The 25,370-nt window shown below is 65.9% G+C and carries 20 protein-coding genes; 8 read left to right on the top strand and 12 right to left on the bottom strand.

Annotated elements, in window-relative coordinates:
• Positions 1–40 precede the first annotated feature (40 nt).
• The 3 genes from FZ983_RS10835 to FZ983_RS10825 form a co-directional block, all read right to left on the bottom strand.
• Positions 41–1,648 carry a peptide chain release factor 3 gene (locus FZ983_RS10835; RefSeq protein WP_085089362.1) on the bottom strand — a complete coding sequence of 536 codons (1,608 nt, stop codon included), beginning with the start codon at positions 1,646–1,648 and terminating at the stop codon, positions 41–43.
• Positions 1,649–1,803: 155 nt separating this feature from the next.
• Positions 1,804–2,844: an aspartate-semialdehyde dehydrogenase gene (locus FZ983_RS10830; RefSeq protein WP_149223553.1), complete on the bottom strand. Its 1,041-nt coding sequence runs from the start codon at positions 2,842–2,844 to the stop codon at positions 1,804–1,806.
• A gap of 408 nt (positions 2,845–3,252) precedes the next feature.
• Entirely contained in the window at positions 3,253–5,751 is a 2,499-nt protein-coding gene (locus FZ983_RS10825) for a glycogen/starch/alpha-glucan phosphorylase (protein WP_149223552.1), read from the bottom strand.
• A gap of 190 nt (positions 5,752–5,941) precedes the next feature.
• Between FZ983_RS10825 and FZ983_RS10820 the strand changes: the two genes are divergently transcribed.
• The 3 genes from FZ983_RS10820 to FZ983_RS10810 all read left to right on the top strand — a co-directional run bounded on the left by FZ983_RS10820 (position 5,942) and on the right by FZ983_RS10810 (position 9,502).
• Complete coding sequence (locus FZ983_RS10820) at positions 5,942–6,499, top strand: N-acetyltransferase (RefSeq protein WP_149223551.1); 558 nt, start codon at positions 5,942–5,944, stop codon at positions 6,497–6,499.
• Between the two features lie 474 nt (positions 6,500–6,973).
• On the top strand, positions 6,974–7,447 hold the full coding sequence (locus tag FZ983_RS10815) for a sigma-70 family RNA polymerase sigma factor (protein WP_085089358.1): 474 nt from the start codon (positions 6,974–6,976) through the stop codon (positions 7,445–7,447).
• A gap of 441 nt (positions 7,448–7,888) precedes the next feature.
• A complete protein-coding gene (locus tag FZ983_RS10810) occupies positions 7,889–9,502 on the top strand; it encodes a HAMP domain-containing methyl-accepting chemotaxis protein (RefSeq protein WP_247883707.1) in 1,614 nt (537 codons plus the stop codon).
• Positions 9,503–9,574: 72 nt separating this feature from the next.
• Here FZ983_RS10810 and FZ983_RS10805 read toward each other — a convergent pair whose 3' ends face one another.
• Positions 9,575–10,441: an SDR family oxidoreductase gene (locus FZ983_RS10805; protein WP_211102887.1), complete on the bottom strand. Its 867-nt coding sequence runs from the start codon at positions 10,439–10,441 to the stop codon at positions 9,575–9,577.
• Between the two features lie 347 nt (positions 10,442–10,788).
• Here FZ983_RS10805 and FZ983_RS10800 point away from each other — a divergent pair, with 347 nt between their 5' ends.
• The 3 genes from FZ983_RS10800 (at position 10,789) to FZ983_RS10790 (ending at position 13,918) form a co-directional block, all read left to right on the top strand.
• Positions 10,789–11,013 carry a hypothetical protein gene (locus FZ983_RS10800; RefSeq protein WP_149223549.1) on the top strand — a complete coding sequence of 75 codons (225 nt, stop codon included), beginning with the start codon at positions 10,789–10,791 and terminating at the stop codon, positions 11,011–11,013.
• A gap of 94 nt (positions 11,014–11,107) precedes the next feature.
• Positions 11,108–12,619, top strand: a complete 1,512-nt coding sequence (locus FZ983_RS10795) for a hypothetical protein (RefSeq protein WP_149223548.1) — start codon at positions 11,108–11,110, stop codon at positions 12,617–12,619.
• Positions 12,620–12,742: 123 nt separating this feature from the next.
• The gene (locus FZ983_RS10790; RefSeq protein WP_149223547.1) at positions 12,743–13,918 is read left to right on the top strand and encodes a glycosyltransferase family 4 protein; all 1,176 of its coding nucleotides are present in this window, start codon (positions 12,743–12,745) and stop codon (positions 13,916–13,918) included.
• Positions 13,919–13,931: 13 nt separating this feature from the next.
• On the opposite strand, the gene FZ983_RS10785 is transcribed toward FZ983_RS10790, so the two are convergent.
• On the bottom strand, positions 13,932–15,275 hold the full coding sequence (locus FZ983_RS10785) for a tetratricopeptide repeat protein (protein WP_149223546.1): 1,344 nt from the start codon (positions 15,273–15,275) through the stop codon (positions 13,932–13,934).
• A gap of 591 nt (positions 15,276–15,866) precedes the next feature.
• On the opposite strand from FZ983_RS10785, the gene FZ983_RS10780 reads away from it, so the two are divergent.
• Both FZ983_RS10780 and rlmJ read left to right on the top strand, forming a co-directional pair.
• Entirely contained in the window at positions 15,867–16,562 is a 696-nt protein-coding gene (locus FZ983_RS10780) for a transglycosylase SLT domain-containing protein (RefSeq protein ID WP_149223545.1), read from the top strand.
• A gap of 106 nt (positions 16,563–16,668) precedes the next feature.
• Complete coding sequence (rlmJ, locus tag FZ983_RS10775) at positions 16,669–17,511, top strand: 23S rRNA (adenine(2030)-N(6))-methyltransferase RlmJ (RefSeq protein WP_149223544.1); 843 nt, start codon at positions 16,669–16,671, stop codon at positions 17,509–17,511.
• 90 nt (positions 17,512–17,601) lie between these two features.
• On the opposite strand, the gene FZ983_RS10770 is transcribed toward rlmJ, so the two are convergent.
• From FZ983_RS10770 to FZ983_RS10740, 7 genes are all read right to left on the bottom strand, one after another.
• Positions 17,602–18,264 (bottom strand): phasin family protein, encoded by a 663-nt coding sequence (locus FZ983_RS10770; RefSeq protein ID WP_149223543.1) that lies wholly within the window; start codon positions 18,262–18,264, stop codon positions 17,602–17,604.
• Positions 18,265–18,507: 243 nt separating this feature from the next.
• Positions 18,508–19,512, bottom strand: coding sequence for a branched-chain amino acid ABC transporter permease (locus tag FZ983_RS10765; protein WP_149223542.1), 1,005 nt, complete (start codon positions 19,510–19,512; stop codon positions 18,508–18,510).
• A gap of 4 nt (positions 19,513–19,516) precedes the next feature.
• Positions 19,517–20,404 (bottom strand): branched-chain amino acid ABC transporter permease, encoded by an 888-nt coding sequence (locus FZ983_RS10760; protein ID WP_149223622.1) that lies wholly within the window; start codon positions 20,402–20,404, stop codon positions 19,517–19,519.
• 107 nt (positions 20,405–20,511) lie between these two features.
• Positions 20,512–21,735 (bottom strand): ABC transporter substrate-binding protein, encoded by a 1,224-nt coding sequence (locus FZ983_RS10755; protein ID WP_149223541.1) that lies wholly within the window; start codon positions 21,733–21,735, stop codon positions 20,512–20,514.
• Between the two features lie 211 nt (positions 21,736–21,946).
• Positions 21,947–23,239, bottom strand: a complete 1,293-nt coding sequence (locus FZ983_RS10750; RefSeq protein ID WP_149223540.1) for a cation:proton antiporter — start codon at positions 23,237–23,239, stop codon at positions 21,947–21,949.
• A 299-nt stretch (positions 23,240–23,538) separates the two neighbouring features.
• Complete coding sequence (locus FZ983_RS10745; protein ID WP_012974024.1) at positions 23,539–24,012, bottom strand: MarR family winged helix-turn-helix transcriptional regulator; 474 nt, start codon at positions 24,010–24,012, stop codon at positions 23,539–23,541.
• A gap of 250 nt (positions 24,013–24,262) precedes the next feature.
• On the bottom strand, positions 24,263–25,324 hold the full coding sequence (locus FZ983_RS10740; RefSeq protein ID WP_149223539.1) for an enoyl-CoA hydratase/isomerase family protein: 1,062 nt from the start codon (positions 25,322–25,324) through the stop codon (positions 24,263–24,265).
• Positions 25,325–25,370: the final 46 nt, after the last annotated feature.

The raw sequence follows: 25,370 nt of genomic DNA, 5'->3' as shown, positions 1-25,370 counted from the left end.
GTTCAACCAAGGGCGGGCGACAGGAAAAGCGTGCTGTCCGTCAGGCCGCGGTATGGACCTTGCGGTTCTGTTCGCGCGTCTTCAGGAACCGCAGGGCCGGGAAATCCTCCTGCGCGCGGTTCAGGTGCCAGGCATTGCGGGCCAGGAACACCAGGGCGCCGTCATGGTCCTCCGCCAGCGCCGAGCGGTTCAGCTCGATGAATTTTTCCAGCTGGACCTTGTCGTCGGTCTCGACCCAGCGGGCGGCGTCAAGCCCGGCGCCCTCGAAACGGGCGGCGATGCCGTATTCCGCCTCGATGCGCGAGGCCAGCACCTCGAACTGCAGCTGGCCGACGACGCCGACGACCCAGTCGGCGCCGGTCAGCGGCTTGAACACCTGGGAGGCACCCTCCTCGGCGAAATGCTCCAGCGCCTTTCGCAGGTGCTTCACCCGCATCGGATCGTCCGGACGGACGCGCTGCAGCAGTTCGGGCGCGAAGCTGGGCACGCCGGTGAAGCGCAGATCCTCGCCCTCCGTCAGCGTGTCGCCGATGCGAAGGCTGCCGTGGTTGGGAATGCCCATGATGTCGCCCGGCCATGCCTCTTCCGCCACCTCGCGGTCGCGGGCCAGGAACAGCACGGCGTTGTTCACCGCCATCAGCTTGCCCGACCGGATGTGCTTCAGCTTGGCTCCACGCTTGTAGCGGCCGGAGCAGAGGCGGACGAAGGCGATGCGGTCGCGGTGGTTCGGGTCCATGTTCGCCTGGACCTTGAACACGAAGCCGGTGACCTTCTCCTCGTCCGGCTGGACAGTGCGCGGATCGGCCGGCTGCGGACGCGGCGGCGGAGCGTTCTCCGCCAGACCGGACAGCAGCTCGCGCACGCCGAAATTGTTGATGGCGGAGCCGAAATAGATCGGCGTCAGATGGCCGGCGCGATAGGCCTCCAGGTCGAAGGCCGGCATCAGGCCGCGCGCCATCTCCACCTCTTCGCGCAGCTTGGCGACGGCGTGGGCCGGCAGCAGCTCGTCCAGGCGGGGATCGTCGAGGCCGTTGCACTCGATGCCCTCGTCGATCTCGTCGCCCTTGCTGCGGTCCATCAGGATCAGCCGGTCACGGATCAGGTCGTAGCAGCCGAGGAAGTCGCGGCCCATGCCGATCGGCCAGCTGGCCGGCGTGACTTCCAGCGCCAGTGCGCTCTCGATCTCCGAGATCAGGTCGAAGGGATCGCGTGCCTCGCGGTCCATCTTGTTGCAGAAGGTCATGATCGGCACGTCGCGCAGACGGCAGACCTCGAACAGCTTCAGCGTCTGCGCCTCGATGCCCTTGGCGCCGTCGATCACCATCACCGCACTGTCGACCGCGGTCAGCGTGCGGTAGGTGTCCTCCGAAAAGTCCTCGTGGCCCGGCGTGTCGAGCAGGTTGAAGGTGCGCCCGTCGAAATCGAAGGTCATGACGGAGGCGGTCACCGAGATGCCGCGCTCGCGCTCCACCTTCATCCAGTCCGACTTGGCGCGCCGCTGCTCGCCGCGCGCCTTGACGGCGCCGGCCATCTGGATGGCGCCGCCGAACAGCAGCAGCTTTTCCGTGAGCGTGGTCTTACCGGCGTCGGGGTGCGCGATGATGGCGAAGGTCCGACGGCGGGAGACGGCGTCCTGAAGTTCGGACATGCGCAAAGTCCCGTGACAAGAGAAGGTGATCTTACGAACGGCCCGAGGGCCGACAGGCGAACGGAGAAAGGGCCGACAGGCGAAACACGCCCATCGGCCCCCGTCGCATTACATAGCAGTGCCGGCCCTGGGATTCCAGAGCCTTGGGTTTCTGCTTACAAAGCCAGCTCCGCGATCTGCACGGCGTTCAGGGCGGCGCCCTTCAGCAGCTGGTCGCCGCAGACGAACAGGTCGAGGCCATGGTCGCCGAACACCAGGTTGCTGCGGATGCGGCCGACCTCGACGTCATACTGGCCGGTGGCGTTCAGCGGCATCGGATAGGCGCCGTTGGCCGGATCGTCCACCACCTTCACGCCGGCGGCATCGGCCAGCACGGCGCGGGCGGCGTCGGGCGTGACCGGCTGGATGGTCTCCAGCGTGATGGCCTCGGAGTGGGCGCGGTAGGTCGGGATGCGGACGGCGGTGCAGCTGACCAGCAGGTCCGGGACCTCCATGATCTTCCGCGTCTCCCACGTCACCTTCATCTCCTCCTTCGTGTAGCCGTTCTCCTGGAAGGCGTCGATCTGGGGGATCAGGTTGAAGGGGATCGGGTGGCGGAACACGCTGTTGGTGACCGGCTTGCCCTCCAGCTGGTTGCGCGTCTGCTCCTCCAGCTCGGCCATGCCTTCGGCGCCGGCGCCGCTGGTGGCCTGATAGGTGGAGACGATGGCGCGCTTGATGCCGAAGGCCTTGTGCAGCGGACCCAGCGCCACGACGGCGATGGCCGTGGTGCAGTTCGGGTTGGCGATCAGGCGGGAACCGTTGGCGTACGCCTCGCGGAAGACGTGGGCGTTGATTTCCGGAACGATCAGCGGGATGTCGGCGTCGTAGCGGAAGGCCGAGCTGTTGTCGATCACCAGCGCACCGGCCGAGGCCAGATCCTTGGCGTGCGCCTTGGCGAAGTCGCCCGACACCGCCAGCAGGACGACGTCATAGCCCTTCACCACCGCGGCGTCGAAGGCCTTCAGGGTCAGGGCACCGTAGGGGGTCTCCTGCACCTTGCCGGCGGAGCGCTCGGAGGCGAACAGGCCGAGTTCGGCGACCGGGAAATTGCGGTCGTGCAGGACCTTGACCATCTCGCGGCCGACGGCGCCGGTGGCGCCGACCACGGCGACGCGGAGGGACTTGGAAGAGGCGGAGGCGATGTTGCTGCTCATGTCGGGGTTCCGTCCTGTCTGTCGCACTGTTGATCGGACCGGCCTATCGGTCGTTCGGACAGCGGACCCCGGATACGACGAGGCCCCGTCCGTTGTCCGGCGGGGCCTGCCTCGTGGAAGAAACGCTGGTCGATCCGATCAGCACGCACCACGACGCTGCCCGCCGAAGCGAGTCGCTTTTTTAGTCGTAGTGGTGGTGATGGCCGTGCGGTTCATGCTGGTTGTCATAGCCCAATGGAGGGGGCTTGTAAAGCGCCGGCTGTGCGGTTGCGTGGGTGGCTACGAATTGCCCCCACCCTGACCCTCCCCCGCTGGGCGGGGGAGGGGACAAGCGCTTGTTCGAAAAAGCTGCGGCAGTCCCTCCCCCGCCCGGCGGGGGAGGATAGGTGGGGGTCTAACTTCGCACCCTTACCGGAACCCCTCGCCGTCATGGTTGGGATGCACCGGGTGTACGTCCCAGATCTCCCCGGCATACTCGTTGACCGTACGGTCGGACGAGAACCAGCCCATGTTGGCGGTGTTCAGGATGGCCTTGCGGGTCCATTCCTCCGGATCGCGGTACAGCTCCATCGCCGCATCCTGGGCTTGGCAGTAGTCGGCGAAGTCCGCCGTCACCAGGAAATGGTCGCCGCCGTCGGTCAGCGCCTGGACGATGGGGTGGTAGCGGTTGCGGTCGTCCGGCGAGAAGGCGCCAGTGGAGATCATGTCGAGCGCCCGCTTGAGGCTGGGGTTCGACGCGATCACCTCGCGCGGGTTGAAGCCGCCGCTGGCGCGCAGGTCGTTCACCTCGTCGGCGGTCATGCCGAAGATGAAGATGTTGTCCGCCCCCACATGCTCGCGGATCTCGACATTGGCACCGTCCAGCGTGCCGATGGTGAGCGCGCCGTTCAGCGCCAGCTTCATGTTGCCTGTGCCAGACGCCTCCATGCCGGCGGTGGAAATCTGCTCCGACAGGTCGGCGGCCGGGATGATGATCTCGGCGGCGGTGACGTTGTAGTTCGGCAGCAGCACGACCTTCAGGTTGTCATGCACCGACGGGTCGTGGTTCACCACCTTGGCCACGTCGTTGATCAGTTTGATGATCAGCTTGGCCATATGGTAGGACGGCGCCGCCTTGCCGGCGAACACCTTGGTCACCGGGACCCAGCTGACCGTCGGGTTGTCGCGCATCTCGTTGTACAGCGCGATGGTGTGGAGCACGTTCAGCAGCTGGCGCTTGTACTCGTGCATGCGCTTGACCTGCACGTCGAAGATGCTGTCGACCAACACCTCCTCGCCGGTCTGGCGGGCGATGTAGGCGGCGAGGCGCTTCTTGTTCTTGCGCTTGGCCCGGCGGAACTCCTCACGGAACACCACGTCGTCGGCCTTCTCGCGCAGGGCCGAGATCTGCGACAGGTCGGAGATCCAGCCCTCGCCGATGCGGGTGGTGATGAGTTCGGACAGGGCCGGGTTGGCCTGCTTCAGCCAGCGGCGCGGGGTGATGCCGTTGGTCTTGTTGTTGATGCGGTCCGGGAATTCCTCGTGGAAGTCGGCGAACACCGTCTGCTTCATCAGTTCGGTGTGCAGGGCCGACACGCCGTTGACCTTGTGCGAGCCGAGGAAGGCCAGGTTGCCCATGCGCACGCGGCGCTCGCCGCGCTCGTCGATCAGCGACAGGCGCGACAGCTTGGCATTGTCGCCGTCCGCCCGCGCCTTGGTGCGGTTCAGGAACTTGGCGTTGATCTCGTAGATGATCTGCATGTGGCGCGGCAGCACCCGCTCGATCATCCGCACCGGCCAGGCTTCCAGCGCCTCGGGCAGCAGGGTGTGGTTGGTGTAGGCGAAGGTGGCGCGCGTGATGTCCCACGCATCGTCCCAGCGCAGGGCGTGCTGGTCGACTAGCAGGCGCATCAACTCGGCGATGCCGATCGCCGGATGGGTGTCGTTCAGCTGGATCGCCGCCTTGTTGGGCAGGTTCTCGAAGCTGGAATGATGCTGCAGATAGCGGCGCAGGATGTCCTGCAGCGAGGCGGAGGTGAAGAAATACTCCTGCTTCAGCCGCAGTTCCTTACCGGTCTCCGTCGCGTCGTTGGGGTAGAGAACGCGGCTGAGATTCTCCGACAGGATCTTCTGCTCGACCGCCTTCATATAGGCGCCGTCGTTGAAGTGGCCGAAGTTGAAGTCGCGGGTGGCGCGGGCCGACCACAGGCGCAGCGTGTTGATCGTCTCGCCGCCGAAGCCGACGACGGGCGTGTCATAGGCCATCGCCAGCACGCGGTCGGCATCGACCCAGCGATAGGCGCGCTCGCCCACGCTGTCGCGGAACTCCTCGACGCGGCCATAGAACTGGACCGGGTACAGCACCTCCGGCCGGGCGAATTCCCACGGGTTGCCGAACTGCAGCCACTGTTCCGGATACTCGACCTGCCAGCCGTTCTCGAAGCGCTGCTCGAACAGGCCGAACTCATAGCGGATGCCATAGCCGTAGCCGGGCAGCGCCTGCGAGGCCATGCTGTCCAGGAAGCAGGCGGCCAGACGGCCGAGGCCGCCGTTGCCGAGCGCCGCGTCCGGCTCCGCATCGACCACGTCCTCCATCGACAGGCCGAGGCGGTCGAGAGCCTGACGGCATTCGTCCATGATGCCCAGATTCGACAGGCTGTTGGTCAGCAGACGCCCGATCAGGAACTCCAGGGACAGGTAATAAACGCGCTTGGCGTCTTCCTGGTAGTAGCTGCGCGTCGTGTCCATCCAGCGGTCGACGACGCGGTCGCGCACGGCCAGCGCCACGGTGTGGAACCAGTCGCGGCGGGTGGCGGCGCGGGCATCCTTGCCGACCGAATAGACAAGCCATTCCAGGAACGACCGTTTCAGGCCGTCGACATCCAGGCTGCGGCGTTCGATGTCGCGAGATTTAAACCGAGCGTCCATGTCCTGACTTTCTGCTTGAAAGGCCAATAGGAGCGGGCGGCTGGAAGGACAGCGCTCCAACAGGGGGCCAACATGGGGAGGAGTGTCGGCGCTGTTGGTTAAACAAAGCTTTCCCCACGCGGACCATACCGTCGTTTCACTGTGGTAAAAGGGAGTAGAGTGGCATCCCATCCCCTTTTTCCCGTTAACGATGCGTCACGAAATCGATCCTGTCCACTGCGATGCAACATGCATCGTCATCCGCCGTGCCACAGCGGCCGACATACCCGCGCTGCTGGCGATCGAGGAGCGGAGCTTCGCGACCGACCGGATGACGCAGCGCAACTTCCGCTACGCGATCCTGAAAGCAAAAGGTGTGGTCCTTGTGGCCGACTGCCAAGTGGGTCGCCGGTCGGACGACCGGTTGGGCGACTGGCCGTCCGACATAGGGAGCTGGCCGGTCGCCTACGGTGTCCTGGGCTTCCACGCGGGAACACCCCTCGCCCGCCTCACGTCTTTCGCCGTGGAACCGGGCTGCCGGGGCCGGGGCATCGCCCGCCGCCTGCTGTCGGCGCTGGAGGATGCCGCGGCGGCGCATGGCTGTAGCGGACTGCGGCTGGAAGTGCGGGCGGACAACATTGCGGCGATTGCGCTCTACACCGCCGCCGGCTACTGCCGCTTCGCTGTCTATCCCTCCTATTACGAGGACGATATGGCGGCGCTACGCCTGGAAAAGCCGCTCGCGGCGCGCTCCCCGGCCACCTCCTGACTGTTGCGTTCCGGCACCGCAAGGCGCGTTCGGTGGTGGTAAGCCCGGCAAGCGGAACCGCGACCGGAATCTCCGCGATCTGCCACCGAAGTCACTCTTTCCGAATCCGGCGGTGGAACATCCGCGGCGGACGGCGCGTTTAGCTCCCGACACGATCAACGACGGGCAACAACGGGACCGCCTCAATGACGCCACCGCCGACCGGATCGTTCCGCGATATCCCGCCGGGATCGCCCGAGGGATTGTCCAAGAGATTGCCGGCCAAAGTCCGATGACAGGCTGGCAGATGGCATCCCACCGGGCCGCCTGACGCCGCAAGACTTTAAACAGCTTCGATCCTCAGCCTTTCGAACCGGCAGCGCCCCGCTCGCGCGCCGGAACACCAAACGCCGTCCCTGCTTTGCGCCCCGCCGGAAGGGTGCCGCCGCTCAACCGGCCGGCCGGGGCGAACAGACCGTGGAGGAAGGAAAGACCATGGCGTACTCGTTCGAAAACGAACTGATCCGCTGCATGCCGAACCTGCAGCGCTATGCCTGCAAACTGACCCGCGACGCCAATGCCGCAGAGGACCTGCTGCAGGACTGCCTGGCCCGAGCCCTGTCTCGCCAGCATCGTTTCGAACCCGGCACGAATATGCAGGCGTGGTTGACCACCATGCTGAAGAACCTGCATTTCAACAACCTGCAGCGCGACCGCCATGTGACGAAGGTGGAACTGTGGGACGGCGCCATGTCCGTCGATGCGGCGCAGATGTCGCGTCTGGTCTTCCGCGATGTCGATCGCGCCTTCTCCTCCCTCACCCCCAGCCAGCGCAAGGTGGTCAAGCTGGTCGCCATTGAAGGCCGCCCCTATCAGGAGGCGGCGGAAACGCTGAATGTCTCCATCGGCACCATCCGGTCCCGCCTGTGTCGCGCGCGGGAACGGCTGAACAACCTGATGACCGCCTGATCCCATTTTCCTCTGCGGTCGGTCCCGTCCGGCAGCGCCATGCACCCTCCGCAACCTGTTGCGGGGGGTGCATGCATTCGGGCATAGCGTCACACGTTCAGGCGAGAAATGGCTGCCATGCATTTACGCAATAGTTGATACAGATCACTGCCCCTTACCCAACAAAATAATATTTTCGTAAAACTGGAGAACTTTTTTAGCTACCTAAGAAGCCGAGATAATATTCCCGAAAATCGCCTAATTGCTGCGGCGTTAACCCATTGTTCATATGACGTTGACCTATGCTTACGCTGAATGCGAGTCGATCGGTGCTTGCATCGATCGTATCCAGAACACCAGTTCGCTTAAGTGTGGGTGAAAATCATGAATCCGTTGTCGCGAATCGGGATCGGCCCGAAAATCTATTTTGTCGTATTTCTTCTCAGCGTGGTGGCAGCCGGCTTGGCCACCTTCATGGCCAACACCCTGAATCGCGTGGATGGGAACTATTCCAATCTGATCATGATCGACATCGAATTCGCCCAGAAACTTGAACGGATGCGTGGTGACGTCGCGAATCTGGGCCGCGAGATGAACAACGTCCTGCTTCTTCAGGATCCGGCCGGACTTCCCACGCTGGCCAAGTCGCTGAACGAAATCCAGGCTGCGATCGCGGCGTCCAATACAGTCGTCACCCGTCTCGCCAAGCCGGAAACGACGGCGACCGTCGGCCGGATGACCGACATGCTGGCCTCGATCAAGCGCGCCTTGCCCGAGGTGATGGCGCTGAAGGAGAAAGGTGACCAAGCCGGTGCCGCCGCCCTTTACGCCAAGGAATGCCGCCCGCTGGTGGTGGAGACCTTCAGCATCGCCGCAAAGCTGGCGGACGAAGTGAATGCCAGCGTGCAGCGGTCCTCCGCCCAACTGAGCGACGAGACCGACGCCGTCATCGCCTGGGCCATCGGCGGAATGATCGCCGCGATCTTCCTTGCCGCCGCCACCTCGGTCGTCATCGCCGTCTTCGGCATCCGCCGCCCGATCACGGTGCTGAACGACGTGATGGAGCAACTGGCCAAGGGCGACGCGGCGGTGACGGTCACCGGCGCCGATCGTGGGGATGAAGTCGGGTCGATGGCCCGCACGGTGGAGGTCTTCAAGCAGAACCTCCTCAACAATCGTCGCATGGAGCAGGAGGCCAAGGACGCCGAAGCCCGCGCCGCGGCGGAAAAGACCCGGACGATGAACGCTCTGGCCGACAGCTTCGAGGCGAGCGTCCAGAGCGTGGTCGGTGCGGTGTCGTCCGCAGCCACCCAACTGCAGAGCAATGCGGAAAGCATGTCCTCCACTGCGGAGGAGACCACCCGTCAGGCCGCCTCCGTCGCCGCGGCCAGCGACCAGACGCTCAGCAATGTACAGACGGTGGCTTCCGCCGCCGAAGAGCTGGCGAGCTCCATCAGCGAAATCGCCCGGCAGCTGGAATCCGCCACCCGCATGAGCCGGTCCGCGGTGGACGAGGCGCAGCGGACCAACGACACCGTGGAAAGCCTGGCCCAGGCGGCGGAACGGATCGGCAGCGTCGTGCAGTTGATCCAGGAGATCGCCAGCCAGACCAACCTGTTGGCTCTGAACGCCACCATCGAAGCGGCGCGCGCCGGTGAGGCCGGCAAGGGCTTCGCCGTCGTCGCCAGCGAGGTGAAGAGCCTCGCCAACCAGACCGCACGGGCAACCGAGGAAATCTCCGGCCAGATCCAGGCGATCCAGAAGGAGACCCATGGGGCCGTCGGCGCCATCCGCGGCATCGCCGACACGGTCCAGCAGGTCAACCAGATCGCCACCTCCATTGCCTCCGCTGTGGAAGAGCAGACCGCCGCCACCGGCGAGATCTCCCGCAATGTCCAGCAGGCGGCCCAGGGCACGGCGGAGGTGTCGCGCAGCATCATGGGCGTCAACGACGCCTCGCAGGAGGCCGGCCGCTCGGCGGCCGAAGTGCTGCAAGCCGCCGGCAGCCTCGGCAACCAGGCGCAGAGCCTGCGCGAGTCGGTCGACGCCTTCGTCGCCCGCATCCGCAAGGCCTGACGACATCGCTCCGAAAAAGCCCCGCTGCGCCGGGATCGATGCAGCGGGGCCTTTGCGTCCGGCCGGTGCGCGTCAGCCGTTGACCACCGTTCCGCCGTTCGGGTGCAGGACCTGACCAGACATATAAGAAGAATCGTCCGACGCCAGGAAGACGAAGGACGGCGCAACCTCGTCCGGCTGGCCGGCGCGCTTCATCGGCACGTTGCCGCCGAAATTCTCCACCTTCTCCTCGTCGAAGGTCGAAGGGATCAGCGGGGTCCAGATCGGCCCCGGAGCGACCGCGTTGACGCGAATCCCGCGGTCGGCCAGCGCCATCGACAGCGACCGGGTGAAGGCGACGATGGCGCCCTTGGTCGCCGAATAGTCCAGCAATTCCGGACTGCCCTTGTAGGCGGTGACCGAGGTGGTGTTGATGATGCAGGCGCCCTCGTGCATGTGCGGCAGGGCGGCCTTCACCATGAAGAACTGGCCGAAGATGTTGGTGCGGAAGGTCCGCTCCAGCTGTTCGGCGGTGATGTCCTCGATCGACTTCTGCGGGTGCTGTTCGGCCGCGTTGTTGATCAGGATGTCGATGCGCCCATGCTCGCCGATCATGCTTTCCACCGCCTTGCGGCAGGTTTCCTCCTGACCGACATCTCCGCTCAGGATCTTGCAGGGCTGGCCCTCCGCCTCGACCAGCCGGCGGGTCTCGCGGGCGTCCTCATCCTCGTTCAGGTACAGGATGCCGACCTTTGCGCCCTCGCGGGCATACAGCACGGCGATGGCGCGGCCGATGCCGCTGTCGCCGCCGGTGATCAGCGCCACCTTGTCGCGCAGCTTGCCGCTGCCGCGGTAGCCGGGCCGGGTTTCCGAGGGCTGGGGATCCATCGGCGCCTGATGGCCGGGCCGGCTGTCCTGGTGCTGGGGCGGCTGCCTGCTCTCCTGCTGAGCCACGGCCATTTCTCCTTTCACTGTACCCCTGACGGGGCGCGGATGGGATGCGTTGCACGATCACAACAGCCCCGATTGCGTCGCGTTCCGCCCCGTCACCGGCTGGAACAATCAGCAACATCGTCCTGTTACTTGGCCGGGCGACGCGAAAGAGGATGGCGGTGCCGGATTGCTCGCCTCGAAAGGGAGCAGTGATCGCGCCGTTTGTCGGACTGGTATGGCCGAGGATCATGCCCATAAGATTGGGTAGGCGTCCTTTCGGCCGATCTTTCCGGAAACGGCGGAGCCACCGGACGTGTCACGGTTGATCGTGTCCCAGGGGAAAAACCCCGGCGACCCTTCCGGGAACGACAGAGATGAAGCGTGTGACGATGACCGATATCAACGCCTATCTGGACGGCGCCCTCGACGAACGGGAGCGCGCGGCATTCGAAAGCGTGGTCGAGAGCGATCCCGACGCAAAGGCGCTGCTCGCCCAGCATCGCCAGCATGTGGAGGAACTTCATCGCCTGTATGACCCGGTCCTGAACGAACAGGTCCCGCCCCGCATGCTGGAGTTGCTGCGCAAGCGGAAAGGCTGAGCCCTCGCGATTTTCCTCTCCGTTCCGCGGCGCCATGCGCTATGGGATGCGGTGATGCCCCTTTTTTTGGGGCGCGGGTTCGGACGGATGAGGCATGGCGCGCAGACGAGCGGAGCCGAGCATCCTGCTCGGCCCCATCCTGTATTTCCGCGGTGAACAGCGCGACCGATGGTGGCTGTCGGCGCTGTTCGTTTTGGACGGGGAGGTCGAACCCGACGACCTGCGGGTGGACGGCGTCACCCTGCCGGTTCCCCCACGCCACCTGACGGTCTGGCGCCGCCGCCACGTCTGGCGCTTCGACTTCGCTGTTCCCCGCGGCATGCGCGACACCAATGTCGCCTATGGCTTCCCCGATGGACCCCGCTGGATGGTGGTCGTTCCGGGTCGTCAATCACTCCCACGCATGGCTATTCTGTACGGAAGCGGAACGACCGACGCGACGAACGGCGCGGAGCCTCCGGATGGTGGTGCGCCGCCGTCGTCCCCGGCACTATGGCGCGATCTTCTCGCCGCGCATTCCGCCGACCGCTATCACCTGCTGATCCAGGCCGGCGGACAGGTCGATGGCGATGCCGTGCTGGCCGCCGCCCCGCAGGCAGCCTCTCTGCTGGGCGACGCCTCCCGCCGGCTCGGTCCGCCTCTGCCCGGCGTGGCGGAGGAACTGATGTCCGCCGGCTTCGACCGGATGCTGCGAGGGTGGAGCGGAGCCGCGGCGGCGGCCGTGCTGGCCTCGATTCCATCGGTGATGATGTGGGATGGCTCCGACCTCGGCCGGCTGCTGGCCGGCGCCTGGGGCGGCCGGGAGGACGGCGATGCCGCTTCGCGCAGCCTGCGCCCGCTGCTGGTGGCGACGCGCCGGCAGGCACAGCTGTTTCAAACCGGCTCCGTCGCCGATTCTCCGCCGGATTGCCTGTGGGGGGCTGCCTGCGGAACCCTGGCACAGGGCTTCGTCATGGGAGAGGCCGGGTTGCTGGCGCTCGACCTGTGGACCGACCGCAATGCCCGCCGCATCCTGTCGGAGCGTGACTGGAGCCTGTTGCCGGACTGGCTCGATCGCTTCGCCGCTTGCCGGCACCTGATCCTGGTGAGTGGCGCTCCGCTGCTGGTTCCCGCCGCCGCCGCGCTCGACCGCCTGGGTGCGGTGCTGCCGGCTCCCCTGCAGCGCCGGTTGGCGCGTGGGCTGGGCGATCATTGGACCGCGCCGGGTCGCCATGCCGAGTGGGAACGGATGCTCCGCACGCTCGGCGATTTCTCCCGGCGGACCGGCTGCCGCATCACCGTCGCGTCGCGTGGCCTGTCGGGTGCCGCCGGCCGGGGGGTGCTGCGCGGCGGCGGGCTGGAGATGTGGCAGCTTTATGCCCCCCGTTTCGCCGCCTCTCCCTCTGCTGCCCGGCCGGGCTGGCGCACCCGGCTGGCGGAGCCGCTCGCCACCCGGCCGGATCACCCCCTGCCCGCCCACAGGTTCGAGTTGCCGCCATTCACCGACGGTGGCCGACGGCTGCTGCACGGTTCCGGATGGATCGCCTGCAGCTTCGACGGCAAGGGGCAGCTCCATGCCCGCTGGTGCCTGCCGGCCGACGCCGGCCGTTACGCACAGGCCATTTAGCGCGACATCGCAACCAATCGGCCCTGCTTTCCGCCCCTTCTCCGCGCCTGACGTGCATATCCGGTTGAAAATCCTGGTTCTGCGCGTCTAGGCTGCCGCTCCCACCCTTTGCCGCAGGCCACCATGACCCGCCGTTTCGCCCTGACCTGGCCGCTGTCCGAGATCCATGGATGGGGGTTGGTCGGTGTCCATACCGCTCTGTACCTGGCTGCACAGGGCATGCGCCCGCTTCTGCTCGACGCCCCCATGATGGACAGCCTGCGGCCGGAAAACAGGGCGGCGCTGCAGCCCCTGGAGGACGAGCATCGCCGCTACATGGAGGCCGCCGCCCCTTACGGCGACAGCACCATCGTCATCCCGGATGCCGACGTCCTGCATGCGCTGGGCAACGGGTTCGTGACCGGGGAGCCTTCCCGCCGCTTCCGCGGGCATCGCAACATCGGCGTCATCGCCTTCGAGGATACGAACTTCAATGCCGAGGTGCTGGCACGCGCCCGCGCCTTCGACCGCATCGTGGTGCATTCCACCTACAACCGCGACCTTCTGCTGGAGCAGGGCTTCGACACTGTCGGCCTCGCCTTCCAGGGCGTCGACCCGACGGAGATCCGTCCTCTGCCGCCGTCCGGGCGCTTCGGCGACCGGTTCGTGGTGTTTTCAGGTGGGAAGCTGGAATACCGCAAGGGGCAGGACATCGTGCTGATGGCCTTCCGCGCCTTCCAGCAGCGCCATCCGGAGGCCCTGCTCGTCACCGCCTGGCAAAGCCCCTGGCCGGAGGTCGCCTTCACCATCGCCGACTCGCAGTTGACCCGCACCCCGCCGGACATCGGGCCGGACGGGCGGCTGCAGGTGGTGGAATGGGCTGCGCGCTACGGCCTGCCCGCCGGATCGGTGGTCGACCTCGGTCTCGTCGGCCGCGCCGACATCGCCGCCGTGATGGCCGATTGCCACGCTGCGGTCTTCCCCAACCGGTGCGAAGGAGCGACCAACCTCGTCGCCATGGAGGCGATGGGCTGCGGCGTGCCGGTGGTGCTGTCGGCCAACACGGGTCATCTCGACCTGATCGGTCCGGCCGACGAACCGCGCTGCTGGCCGCTGACGAAGCAGACCCAGCTGTTCCACAAGGGCGACCGCAAGGGGTGGAAGGAGTCCTCGGTCAACGAACTCGTCGCCCATCTGGAGGCGATCCACGCCGACCGGGAGGAGGCGAAGCGCCGTGCCGACCGCGCCCTCGCCTTCATCCAGGGCGAACGGACCTGGACGCACTTCGCCAAGTCCTTCGTCGAGGCCTGCGGCGCCTGACGGCGCCAGCCTGTCACCGGGCGGCGCGTTCCACCACGAACAGCAGCCCGGCGACCGGCACGCCCTTCTCGCGACGCGGCGCGCAGGGCTCCATCAGGCGCACGGCGAAGCCGGCCTCCTCCGCACTGCGGCGGACATATGCTTCGGCGTGGGCGTAGCGGCGGGTTGCGCCGAGGGCGAACTCCTGCGCCGACTCGGCCGGCAGGCTCTCCACCGTGGCGGCGAAATGGCCACCCGGCGGCAGGGCGCAGGCCGCCGCCACAAAGACCGGAGCAAGCTCGCCGATATAGACCAGCACGTCGGCCGCGACCAGCAGGTCCCAGCCGCTTGGGGAGCGCTCCATCGCCTCCACCACGTCACCAACGCTGAGTTCGTCGTAAAGTTCGCGCTGCCGCGCCTTTTCCACCATCCGCGGCGACAGGTCGACGCCGGCCAGATGCGCCGCCAGCGGCTTGAAGGTGACGCCCGCCAGCCCGGTGCCGCAGCCGAGATCCAGGATCCGCAGGCCCGCCGCCGCCGGAACCACGCGGTCCACCGCCGCCCGCAGCAGGTCGGGCGCCGCATAGCCGAGCTTGCCGACGAGATCCTGGTCGAATCGGTCGGCATAGCGGTCGAACAGGGCGCGGACATAGGCGGCCGACAGGTCGGCGCCCTCCCCGGCCTCCAGCGCCGCGATCAGCCGTTCCATCGGCGCGGCCTCGTCCCCCTCGGCGACATCGCGCGCATGGCGGAGCGCGGACAGCGCCTTCGCCGGTTCGCGCAACGCAAGCCAGCAGCGACCCAGCGCATGGTGGACCGCCGCATCATCCTCATACCGCCGGCCGAGCGGCTGCAGCAGTTCCACCGCCGCCAGTGCGTCACCCGCCATGCCCAGCGCCTCGGCCAGCGCCAGCACGGCGGCGCGGTCGTTCGGGCGCAGGGCCACGGCCTCACGGAACTCCTCCAGCGCCTCTTCATGCCGGACCAGCGCGGACAAGCAATGGGCGAGCCCGAGTCGCACTGGGGCCGAATCGCTCCGTTCGCCTGCCAGCACCCCATATAGAGCATGCGCAGCAGCGATTTCGCCGCACTGCCGCAGGGCGTCGGCCAGCATCAGCCGCCATGTCCAGTTAGCGGGATCCAGCATCACGGAGCGCCGGTAGCAGGCCGCCGTCCGCTCCGTCAGCCCCGCCCCGCCACAGGCGTCGGCCAGAGCCGCCCACGCCTCACCATTCGCGGGATCGACGGCGGCGGCCATCCGGAATCCACGGACTGCTTCGGTAAAATCCCCGGCATAGAGCCGGTCGTAACCGAAGCGGAACAGTTGATCGAGATCGGGAGCGGGCGACGCTCCGCCGAAGGACGGGTCCGCGGACAAGGGGCTGGGATCCTCTGAGGTCGGGTCTGCACGACCGGGATGCCCCGGCCCGTGAGGCTCGGCATCCGCCTGCCGCGATCCAGTGGCGATCAGCCCATGGCGGCACCCTCGAACCCGACCCGCCCGAGTCCAGGGAAACAAGGCGGCGGAGTTTACTGCCCCAACATGCTGCGCCGCGCAAGGGGGTCGCGAAAATCATCTGGAAGTGTGATTCCGGCGACACGCGGTCGCAGTAGCCCCTTTTTCATCCCCTGTACGGAAGGCAGACTCCGCCTATCGGGACACCCCTTTCGATTTCGCCGGCAAATGTGGCGCTTCAAAGGCTTATGCCTGCATCCGAAGGGTCTAGGCCGTCAGCCCGGCGCCTCTGCGTGACATCTGACGGACGAAAGCTGTGGTATTACCAGGGAGCAAGGCGGTTGACGATGGATCAAATTTTTGGAAGTGTGGCCGCGGCGCCCGATTGGGAGGCGTCGAACATCTGGGTAGGAGGCGGTCGCCGTAAGCGACTCGGTGACCGGAACAACGGCCCCGCGCGGGGGGTCAAACAGCCGCCGTAGAACACGGGGCGACATCAGAAGGAGGTTTGGGATGCGGGGACGAAATCAGCGCGTATGCGCCACAGCGGGTGGACGCTTCGCACTGGCTGCGGGACTGCTGACGGCCCCCCTGGTGGCGCTGATGATGGCAACTCCCGCCCAGGCCCAGACCGCGACCCCGTCGCTTGCCAAGGAAAGCTGCGTCACCCACGCGGTGGAAGCCGAACAGAAGCTTGGCATTCCCTCGGGCATGCTGGTGGCGATCGCGCTGGTTGAAAGCGGCCAGGACGGTGCGCCGCATCCCTTCGCGATGAGCGTGCAGGGCCGTCCCTACTACGCCCGCAACGTCAACGATGCCGCCCGGCACCTGCGCGACCATCGCGGGCAGCTTCGCTCCAACACCTATGTCGGCTGCATGCAACTGTCCGTCGCCTCGCACCGCGGCGAGTTCCAGCCGCTGGAAAAGATCGTGGAGCCGCGCGACAACGTGTTCTACGCCGGCCAGCTTCTGGTCCGCTTCCATGGCGAGGAAGGCAACTGGAAGACCGCGCTGGCCCGCTACAACGGCGGTTCGGGACGCCGTGCCCAGGCCTATGTCTGCAAGATCTGGCAGAGCCTGTCCGAACTGGATACGCAGAGCGCGAAGCTGCTCGCCTCCTCCCGTTGTGAAGACACCGATCCGGTCAGCGTTGCCCCCGGCACCCGCCGCAGCTTCCGCAATGCCCAGCAGGTCGCCGCGATCAACTGATCTCCGGCCCGAATCGCGCGTTCAAATCCCGCATCCACACCCGCATCGACGATGGCGCCGGCATGACCGCTGGCGCGAAGCCTCATGATCGGGTAAACCCCGGCGCATGAACTATCGCCACATCTTCCACGCCGGCAACCCGGCCGACGTGATGAAGCACGCCGTCCTGGCGCTGATCCTGGATCATCTGCGCGCCAAACCGGCGCCTTTCTGCGTGCTCGACACCCATGCCGGGATCGGGCGCTACGACCTGACCTCCGAACCGGCCCGCAAGACCGCGGAAAGCGACGACGGCATCGGCCGCCTGTGGGGAAAGCCGGCACCCCATCCGGGGCTGGCGCCCTATCTGGACACCGTACAGGCCTTGAACCCGGACGGCTCGTTGCGCTGGTATCCCGGTTCTCCCCGTATTGCTCGTGCCGCCTTGCGCCCGCAGGACCGCATGGTCCTGGTGGAACTGCATCCCGACGATGCCCACAGCCTCAAGGCGGAGTTCGCAGGCGACCGCGCCGTCTCCGTCCACCAATCGGACGCCTACACCGCGCTGAAGGCCCATCTGCCGCCCAAGGAGAAGCGCGGACTCGTCCTGATTGATCCGCCGTTCGAACAGCCGGACGAGTTCGCCCGCATGGCCGAAGGGCTGGCCTTGGCTCACCGCCGCTGGTCCACCGGCATTTTCGCCCTGTGGTATCCCATCAAGGAACGGGCGGCGGTCTGGCGGTTCCAGGACGCGGTGGAGAAGACCGGCATCCCCAAGGTGCTGATCGCCGAACTGACGTGGCATCCCGAAGACACCCACCTGCGCCTGAACGGCTCCGGCCTGCTGATCGTCAACCCGCCCTGGAAGCTGGACGAGACGCTGCGCGATATGCTGCCGGCCCTGCACGACGCCCTGCCCACCACCGGCGGCGGCGCGTCGGTGAATTGGCTGACGCCGGAGGCGCCGTAATCAGGGCATCCAGTGCAGAAAAAACCCCGGTCCTTGCGGGCCGGGGTTCAGGTCAGGATGGAGACCGTTCCTTTTCGGATTGGTGGATGCCTAGAAGCGGCGTTCCGTCTGCTGGGCCGCCCCTTCGAGGCGGGCGTTCAGCTTGCCGATGGCGGTGCTGGCGGTGTTCGCCGACAGCTCGGAAATCTTGACACTGCGGCTCAGCATCAGCTGCATGTTGTCCTTCAGCATCCGGCTCTGCGTCGCGTAGAAATCCGGGACCGTGCGGCTGCGCATCAGCGCGTTCATGCCTTCGGCATTGCGGCTTGCGACTTCCTGGGCCAGGCCCATCCATTCGCGCCAGGCATTCTGCCAGCCGTCAGCCAGCACGCTTCCGCACTGAACCATGACGTCCATGGTCTCGCGCGTCTGGCTGGCGACCTCGCCCTGGGCTTCCTTGGACAGGCCGAGAGCGCGCTGCAACTGCTCCGACGTGCGGCCCGCGACATCGCTGGCCGTCCCCATGACCGTGCGGGCGGTGTCGGCAGTGCGGCGGGTCATGTCGGCACCGGCGCCCATGGCCTTCTGGCCGGCTTCCGCGCCGGCATCGGCGGCATGACGACCGGTTTCGGCCGCCTCTTCGCCCATCGACCGGGCGGCGTCGGCGGCGCGTCGGGTGGTCGCTTCTCCGGCGCGGGTCATGTCTTCCACCGTACCCTTCGCACGGTTGGCCGTGTCACGCGTGGTGGTCGTGGTGTCTTTGTCCATGGCCATGCGAGATGCTCCTCGAAAACGTTCGTCCGGGCGGACGCCTCTTCCCAAAACTCGCGTCGGTCATTTTGCTGCACCGCCGCACGCGTTGAGTCGTATAACACCCGACAAGCAAAACGTTCCATGGCGCAAAATAATAATCCTGCACCCATTATTTCGAGGTATGAGGTATCTTGAAACCGTAGCGTCTTTCTTTCGAAACATTCCTTACTTCACCTACCACTCTCGCCCAACATATTTTCAGATTCAGTGCTTCTTCCCCAGCCTCGCCTGGATTTCTCCGGCTATGCCTCGACGGAAGACCAGAACGCAGACGACGAAGATGCAGCCGATCACCACCGGCACCGGCAGGCTGGTCGCCGCCAGATAGTTTTCCAACGTCACCACCAGCGCTGCACCGATCACCGGGCCGGACAGCGTTCCCATGCCGCCCAGCAGCGTCATCAGCACCACCTCGCCCGACATCTGCCATGTCACGTCGGTCAGGCTGGCGAGTTGGAAGACAATGGCCTTGGTCCCGCCAGCCAGACCCGCCAGCGTCGCCGACAGCACGAAGGCAACCAGTTTGTAGCGGTCGGTGCGGTAGCCGAGAGACACGGCGCGCGGCTCGTTCTCGCGGATCGCCTTCAGCACCTGTCCGAAGGGCGAATGGACCGCTCGCCAGATGATGGCGAAGCCGATCAGGAACACGGCCAGCACGGTGTAATACATCTCCATCGGATTGTTCAGGTCGAACATCCCGAACAGCACGCCGCGCGGCACGCCCTGGATGCCGTCCTCGCCATGGGTGAAGGGAAGCTGCAGCGCCAGGAAAAACACCATCTGCGACAGCGCAAGCGTGATCATGGCGAAATAGATGCCCTGCCGCCGGATGGCGATGCCGCCGAACACCAGCCCCAAAAAGGCCGAGGCCGCAGTGCCCAGCAAAATGCCGAGTTCCGGCGGCAGCCCCCAGACCTTCACTGCATGGGCGGTGACATAGGCGGCACTGCCGAAGAAGGCTGCGTGGCCGAAGCTGAGCAGGCCGCCGAAGCCGATCAGCAGGTTGAAGGCGCAGGCGAACAGCGCAAAGCACAGCACCTTCATCAAAAAGACGGGATAGAGCAGGAAGGGTGCCGCCAGCAGGCCGGCGAGCACCACCAGTGCGCCGATCCTCGCCGGCGTCAGGCCCTTGTCGGGGACGGACACCCGTGCGGCGGTACGGGGAGCCTTGGCGGACGCCCGGCCGCCGCTTTGCGAATGAAGGCTCATGCGCTCACCTTTCCCGTCCGAACAGGCCGGCGGGCTTGATCATCAGCACCACCGCCATGATGACGAAGACCACGATGTTCGAGGCCTCCGGATAGAAGACCTTGGTCAGACCTTCCAACAGGCCCAGACCATAGCCGGTCAACACCGCCCCCAGAATCGACCCCATGCCGCCGATCACCACCACCGCGAACACTACGATGATCAGGTTCGATCCCATCAGCGGCGATACCTGGTAGATAGGTGCCGCCAGCACACCGGCCAGCCCGGCCAGCGCGACGCCGAAGGCATAGGTCAGCGTCACCATGCGCGGCACATTGATGCCGAAGGCCTGGACCAGCACCGGGTTCTCCGTCGCCGCGCGCAGGTATGCTCCCAGCTTCGTCTTTTCGATGGCGATCCAGGTGCTGAGGCAGACGACCAGCGATGCCACCACGACCCAGCCGCGATAGTTGGGCAGGAACATGAAGCCCAGATTCTGGCCGCCCTTCAGCGCGTCGGGAATGGGATAGGGCTGGCCCGACACGCCGTACTGGTGGCGGAAGGCCCCCTCCACGATCAGCGCGAGGCCGAAGGTCAGCAGCAGTCCATAGAGGTGGTCCAGCTTGTACAGCCGCGACAGCAGCGTCTTTTCCAGCACCACCCCGAACAGCCCGACGATCAGCGGCGCCAGCAGCAGCGCCCACCAATAGCCGATGCCGAGCTTGGTCAGCAGCAGCCAGGACACGAAAGCGCCCATCATGTACAGCGCGCCGTGGGCGAAGTTGATGACGTTCAGCATGCCGAAGATCACCGCCAGCCCAAGGCTGAGCAGCGCGTAAAAAGACCCGTTGATCAGCCCCAGCAGAAGCTGTCCGAACAGCGCCTGGGGCGGAATGCCGAAAATCGTCCCCATCATGAGCGTCGCTCTCCCCTGCCGCCTCCGCCGCTGCGCCGGCCTACGACCGATGCGGCGGCGGGGGTGCCATTCCGTCACGTCACGCTTTTGCTCACGTCACGCTTTTACTTGGGCAGCTTGCAGCCGCTCTCTTCGAAGGTGGCGAAAGCCTCCTTGCCGGGGATGGTGCGCAGGATTTCGTAATAGTCCCACGGCCCCTTTGATTCCGACGGCTTCTTCACCCGCGCCAGATACATGTCGTGGACCATGCGTCCGTTGGGCAGGATGCTGCCGTTCTGGGCGAACATGTCGTTGACCGGCATTTCCTTCATCTTGGCGGCGACGGTCGGCCCGTCGTCCGTGCCGGCGGCCTCGATGGCCTTCAGGTAATGCCGGACGGCGGAATAGCTGCCGGCCTGCACCATGGTCGGCATCTTGCCGTGGCGATCGAAGAACTTCTTGGACCAGGCCCGGGTCTCGTCGTTGCGATCCCAATAGAAGCCGGTGGTCAGCACCAGATCCTGGGCGACCTGCAGCCCCAGCGCATGCACGTCGGACAGGAAGATCAGCAGGCCGGCCAGCTTCTGCTGCCCGCTCTGCGTCAGGCCGAATTCCGACGCCTGCTTGATCGAGGTGATGGTGTCGCCGCCGGCATTGGCGAGCCCGACGATCTTGGCGCCAGACGCCTGTGCCTGCAGCAGGAAGGAGGAGAAGTCGGCGGTGTTCAGCGGCGCCTTGACCGAGCCAACCACCTTTCCGCCGGCCTTCTTCACCTGGGCCGAGGTGTCCGCCTCCAACTGGTGTCCGAAGGCATAGTCGGCGGTAATGAAGAACCAGCTGTCGCCGCCCTCCTTCACGATGGCCTGACCGGTGCCGACCGCCAGCGCGCGGGTGTCGTAGGGCCAATGAAAGCCGGTGGGGGAGCAGGCGTCGCCGGTCAGGCGCGACGTCGCCGGGCCTTCCATCAGGAAGATCGTCTTCTTTTCCCTCGTCACTTCCTGGACAGCCAGGGCGACGCCGGAGTTCGGCACGTCGACGATCACGTCGACCCCGTCCTGGTCGATCCACTGGCGGGCGAGATTGGAACCGATGTCGGGCTTGTTCTGGTGGTCGGCGGTGATGATCTGGATCGGCTTGCCCAAAATCTTGTTGCCGAACTCCTCCGCAGCCATGCGCGCGGCGACCGCCGATCCCTCGCCGCCGAGATCGGCATAGAGGCCGGAGCGGTCGTTCAGCACACCGACTTTGACCATGTCGCCGGACAGCTTGCCCTGCTGGGCATTGGCCGGTCCCGTGGCACCGATCGTCAGGGCGGCCAGGGCGGCACCGGCCAAAAGACGTGCGATCATGCGTGAATTCCTCCCCCTCAGCGTTGCGTTGCGCGTGGTTTCTGGAGACTTGCCGGACCGGTTCGTCAGGCGGCCTCCCCGCGCGGTCGCGCCGGCCGATCCGCCCGGTTTTCCGGAACCGTCCTGCCATCCGCGCCGCCGCTTCCCAACCACTATGCAGGGGCATCACGTTGTAAGCGAAGCGGAATTTCAGCCTCACAAACAATTTTCATCAAGGGTCGGGCGAAACACCCGCTTTTTCCATTCGGGGGTGTATGGCGGCGACCGGGGGCGGCTCCAGGCCCTGCCGGCGCCGGTCGATCCGCCGCATGATCGGCGTCACCGTCGTGCCGTGGACGAGAATCGAGAGAAGCACGATCAGCCCGGTCACCGCCCACAATGCGTTCGGGACGTCGAACTCTGCGGTGTTCAAGGCGTAGGCGACGTAATAGATGCTGCCCATGCCGCGGATGCCGAAGAAGCCGATGGCCAGCTTCTCCCCCAACGGCATCGGCACGCCGGCCAGCCCGGCCATCCCCGCCACCGGTCGCACCAGGAACAGGATCACCACGGCCGCACCGACCGCGCTCCAGGACAGCGCGTCGATCAGCCCATGGGCGAGCGTGCCGCCGAACAGCACGAGCATCAGCATCATCATCAGCCGCTCGGTCTGCTCGACGAAGTCATGCAGCCGCTCGTGATACTCGCTGTCCCGCTCGGCATCGCGCAGAGCCACCGCTGCGACGAACACGGCGACGAAGCCATAGCCGCTGGCCAGTTCGGTCACCCCATAGGCGATCAGCGTGATGCCGAGCGATACGAAGCCGTCGCCGGTCCGCGACAGGTTGGCGCGATTCGGCACCCTGAAGGTGACATAGCCGAGGAACCGCCCGACCAGCCAGCCGACGCCGACTCCGGCGGCCAGCCGCCAAAGGACGTCAAGCAATGCCCAATGCGTCAGCATGTCCCAGGGCGGGTTGTTGTTGAGCAGGGCGACGCCGATGGCGAGATAGACGAAGGGAAAGGCCAGCCCGTCATTCAGCCCGGCTTCCGACGTGAGGCTGAAGCGGATCTCGTCCTCCTCCCCCGATTGGGGCGGGCCGACCTGGATGTCGGAGGCGAGAACCGGATCGGTGGGGGCCAGCGCCGCCCCCAGCAGGATGGACGCCGCTAGCGGGAAATCCAGCCAGTACCAGCCGATCAAGGAGATCATCAGGATCGACAGCGGCATGGTGATGCCCAGCAGCCGCCATGTGATGATCCAGCGCCGCCAGCCGATGCGGCGGTCCAGCTTCAGCCCTGCGCCCATCAGCGAGATGATGACGATCAGTTCCGTCAGCCTCTCCGTCGCCTCCGGGAAGGCCAGCGGCTCCGGATTGTCCAGCCGCAGAAGACTGAAGACCGCAAATCCCAGCGCCACGCAGATGATCGGCAGCGACAGCGGCAGTTCCTTCAGCACCATCGGCAGCCAGGCCACCAAGAGGATCAGGAAACCGAGCCCAACCATGAGGACGATGTAGGACATGCGCCGCCTGTTCCAGTAAATGCCCCCGACACGGTCTGCTGTCGGGACATCGTCCGGGCGTGCAGGAACCGAATCCCGTCAACGCGAAAAGACGTTGAAGGGTTCAGCGACAAAAATGGAACACTGCGGAAAGATTGCGAAGATGCCGGCTCGTTCGGCTTTGCTTCCCTGACTTCGTCCTGTCGGTTTTCTACCGAGAGCGCCCTAATCCACGCAGGAGCGCACAGGAATGGGAAGCGTGCCTGGATGCCGCCCGCGGGAGCCGGAACCGCGGGGGCCGTCGCAAATCCGGGCTTTTCTCAGGCCGCAGACGTCATCGGAAAGCCGCTGTAGTCGAGCGAGGCCGACCAGAAGCGTTCCAGCTTGCGCAGCGTCTCGTTCGCCTTGGTCAGTTCCTCGTCGCTGAAACCGGCCTTTTCCAGGGCGGCCAGATGACGTTCGAACATGACGCTGATCTTCTCGCGCAGGTCCAGGCCCTTTTCCGACAGGCGGACGCGGACGGACCGGCGGTCGTGCGGAGAGCGTTCCTGTCCGAGATAGCCATTCTCGACCATCTTCTTGACGTTGTAGGAGACGTTGGAACCCAGGTAATAGCCGCGCGCGGTCAGTTCGCCGACCGTCATCTCGTCTTCACCGATATTGTAGAGGATCAGGCTCTGGACGTTGTTGATGTCCTGGATTCCAAGCCGGTCGAGTTCGGTCTTGAGCACTTCGAGAAAGTGGCGGTGAAGCCGCTCGATCAACAGAATGCTCTCGTAATAGGGTTTGCGCACCGCGGTCTCCTTTGGCTCTAACCGGCCGTTCCCCGCGCAAGGACGATACCGGGACCTTAAAGCGAGATTAACCGATCATTCGTCGGCAATCATCCTAATAATTCCGGAAAAAGTCTGGCACAACCAGTCTGTACAGGCCCCTTTCGCCGGGTGCCCTCATCCGAATGTTTTCGACCGGGTGGAGGCTCCGGCATAACCGGAACGGAGTGGCCCCGAAGTCCGCGCCGGGGCCGCTCCCACAGCCATTGCGTCAGTCGCGGAACACGAGATCGCCGCCCGCGGGTTCGGCGAAATGACGCTCCACGTCGGACGGTCCGACATCGACCAGATCGGCCGGTTTCCATTTCGGATTCTTGTCCTTGTCGACCAGGACCGCGCGGATGCCTTCGTAGAAGTCGTCCCCGGCAAGGCAGGCGAGGCTGAGGCGGAGTTCCTGCACCATGCAGGCTTCGAAATCCAGCTTGGCTCCGCGGCGCAGGGCGGCCAGCGTGACCTTCAGGCTGGTCGGAGACACCCGGCGCAACGTGGCGACCTGCCCGGCCGCCCATTCGGTCCCCTCGGCCTCCAGGGCCTTGATGATCGCCTCGACACTGTCGAAGCCGTAGCAGCGGTCGACCGCGGCGCGAATCGCGGCAACGGACGCCTCTCCGGCCTCGCCGCGACGGGCGGCGACCGCCTCGTCCGCCGGGACGCCGGCCGCCAGATCGTCGACCAGCGCGTCGATCTGGCCGCTCGGCACGAAGGCGTCGGCGGCGCCGATCGCCAGCATGTCGGCGGCCTTCAGCCGGTCGCCGGTCAGGCCCAGCCAAATGCCGACCTGCCCCGGCAGCCGCGGCAGGAAATAGGTGCCGCCGACATCGGGATAGAGGCCGATGCCCGTCTCGGGCATGGCGAACAGGGTGCGCTCGCTGACGATGCGGTGGCTGCCATGCACCGACAGGCCGACGCCACCGCCCATGGAGATGCCGTCGATCAGCGCGACATAGGGCTTGGACAGCCGCTTGATCAGCCGGTTCAGCACATATTCCTCGCTGAAGAAGGCGCGGACCGGTGCCGTGTCGCCGCGTCCCTCCTTCGCGGCCTTGCCGGCCTCGTACAGGCTGACGACGTCGCCACCGGCGCAGAAGGCCTTCTCTCCCGCGCCGCGGATCACGACGGCCTTGACCTCCGGGTCGGCATTCCAGGCCCGCAACTGCGGATCGAACAGCCTGATCATGCCCAGCGTCAGGGCGTTCAGGGCCTTCGGCCGGTTGAGCGTGACGAGGCCGATCGCGCCCCGGCGTTCGAACAGAATCTCAGCAGCGTCGCTCATCGTCTTGTATTTTCTCGATTATCGTTGGAAATCGGGCGGTGGCGGG

Source organism: Azospirillum sp. B21 (genome assembly GCF_008364825.1).
In the GTDB taxonomy this organism is placed as follows: domain Bacteria; phylum Pseudomonadota; class Alphaproteobacteria; order Azospirillales; family Azospirillaceae; genus Azospirillum.
This window is presented reverse-complemented; position numbering and strand designations above follow the sequence as displayed.

Coding starts and splice junctions, on each gene's coding strand:
- FZ983_RS10740 (WP_149223539.1), bottom strand. CDS start 25,324: ATGAGCGACGCTGCTGAGATTCTGTTCGAACGCCGGGGCGCGATCGGC.
- FZ983_RS10750 (WP_149223540.1), bottom strand. CDS start 23,239: ATGTCCTACATCGTCCTCATGGTTGGGCTCGGTTTCCTGATCCTCTTG.
- FZ983_RS10800 (WP_149223549.1), top strand. CDS start 10,789: ATGAAGCGTGTGACGATGACCGATATCAACGCCTATCTGGACGGCGCC.
- FZ983_RS10765 (WP_149223542.1), bottom strand. CDS start 19,512: ATGAGCCTTCATTCGCAAAGCGGCGGCCGGGCGTCCGCCAAGGCTCCC.
- rlmJ (WP_149223544.1), top strand. CDS start 16,669: ATGAACTATCGCCACATCTTCCACGCCGGCAACCCGGCCGACGTGATG.
- FZ983_RS10805 (WP_211102887.1), bottom strand. CDS start 10,441: ATGGCCGTGGCTCAGCAGGAGAGCAGGCAGCCGCCCCAGCACCAGGAC.
- FZ983_RS10820 (WP_149223551.1), top strand. CDS start 5,942: ATGCGTCACGAAATCGATCCTGTCCACTGCGATGCAACATGCATCGTC.
- FZ983_RS10755 (WP_149223541.1), bottom strand. CDS start 21,735: ATGATCGCACGTCTTTTGGCCGGTGCCGCCCTGGCCGCCCTGACGATC.
- FZ983_RS10815 (WP_085089358.1), top strand. CDS start 6,974: ATGGCGTACTCGTTCGAAAACGAACTGATCCGCTGCATGCCGAACCTG.
- FZ983_RS10760 (WP_149223622.1), bottom strand. CDS start 20,404: ATGGGGACGATTTTCGGCATTCCGCCCCAGGCGCTGTTCGGACAGCTT.
- FZ983_RS10795 (WP_149223548.1), top strand. CDS start 11,108: ATGGCGCGCAGACGAGCGGAGCCGAGCATCCTGCTCGGCCCCATCCTG.
- FZ983_RS10825 (WP_149223552.1), bottom strand. CDS start 5,751: ATGGACGCTCGGTTTAAATCTCGCGACATCGAACGCCGCAGCCTGGAT.
- FZ983_RS10790 (WP_149223547.1), top strand. CDS start 12,743: ATGACCCGCCGTTTCGCCCTGACCTGGCCGCTGTCCGAGATCCATGGA.
- FZ983_RS10770 (WP_149223543.1), bottom strand. CDS start 18,264: ATGGCCATGGACAAAGACACCACGACCACCACGCGTGACACGGCCAAC.
- FZ983_RS10830 (WP_149223553.1), bottom strand. CDS start 2,844: ATGAGCAGCAACATCGCCTCCGCCTCTTCCAAGTCCCTCCGCGTCGCC.
- FZ983_RS10780 (WP_149223545.1), top strand. CDS start 15,867: ATGCGGGGACGAAATCAGCGCGTATGCGCCACAGCGGGTGGACGCTTC.
- FZ983_RS10835 (WP_085089362.1), bottom strand. CDS start 1,648: ATGTCCGAACTTCAGGACGCCGTCTCCCGCCGTCGGACCTTCGCCATC.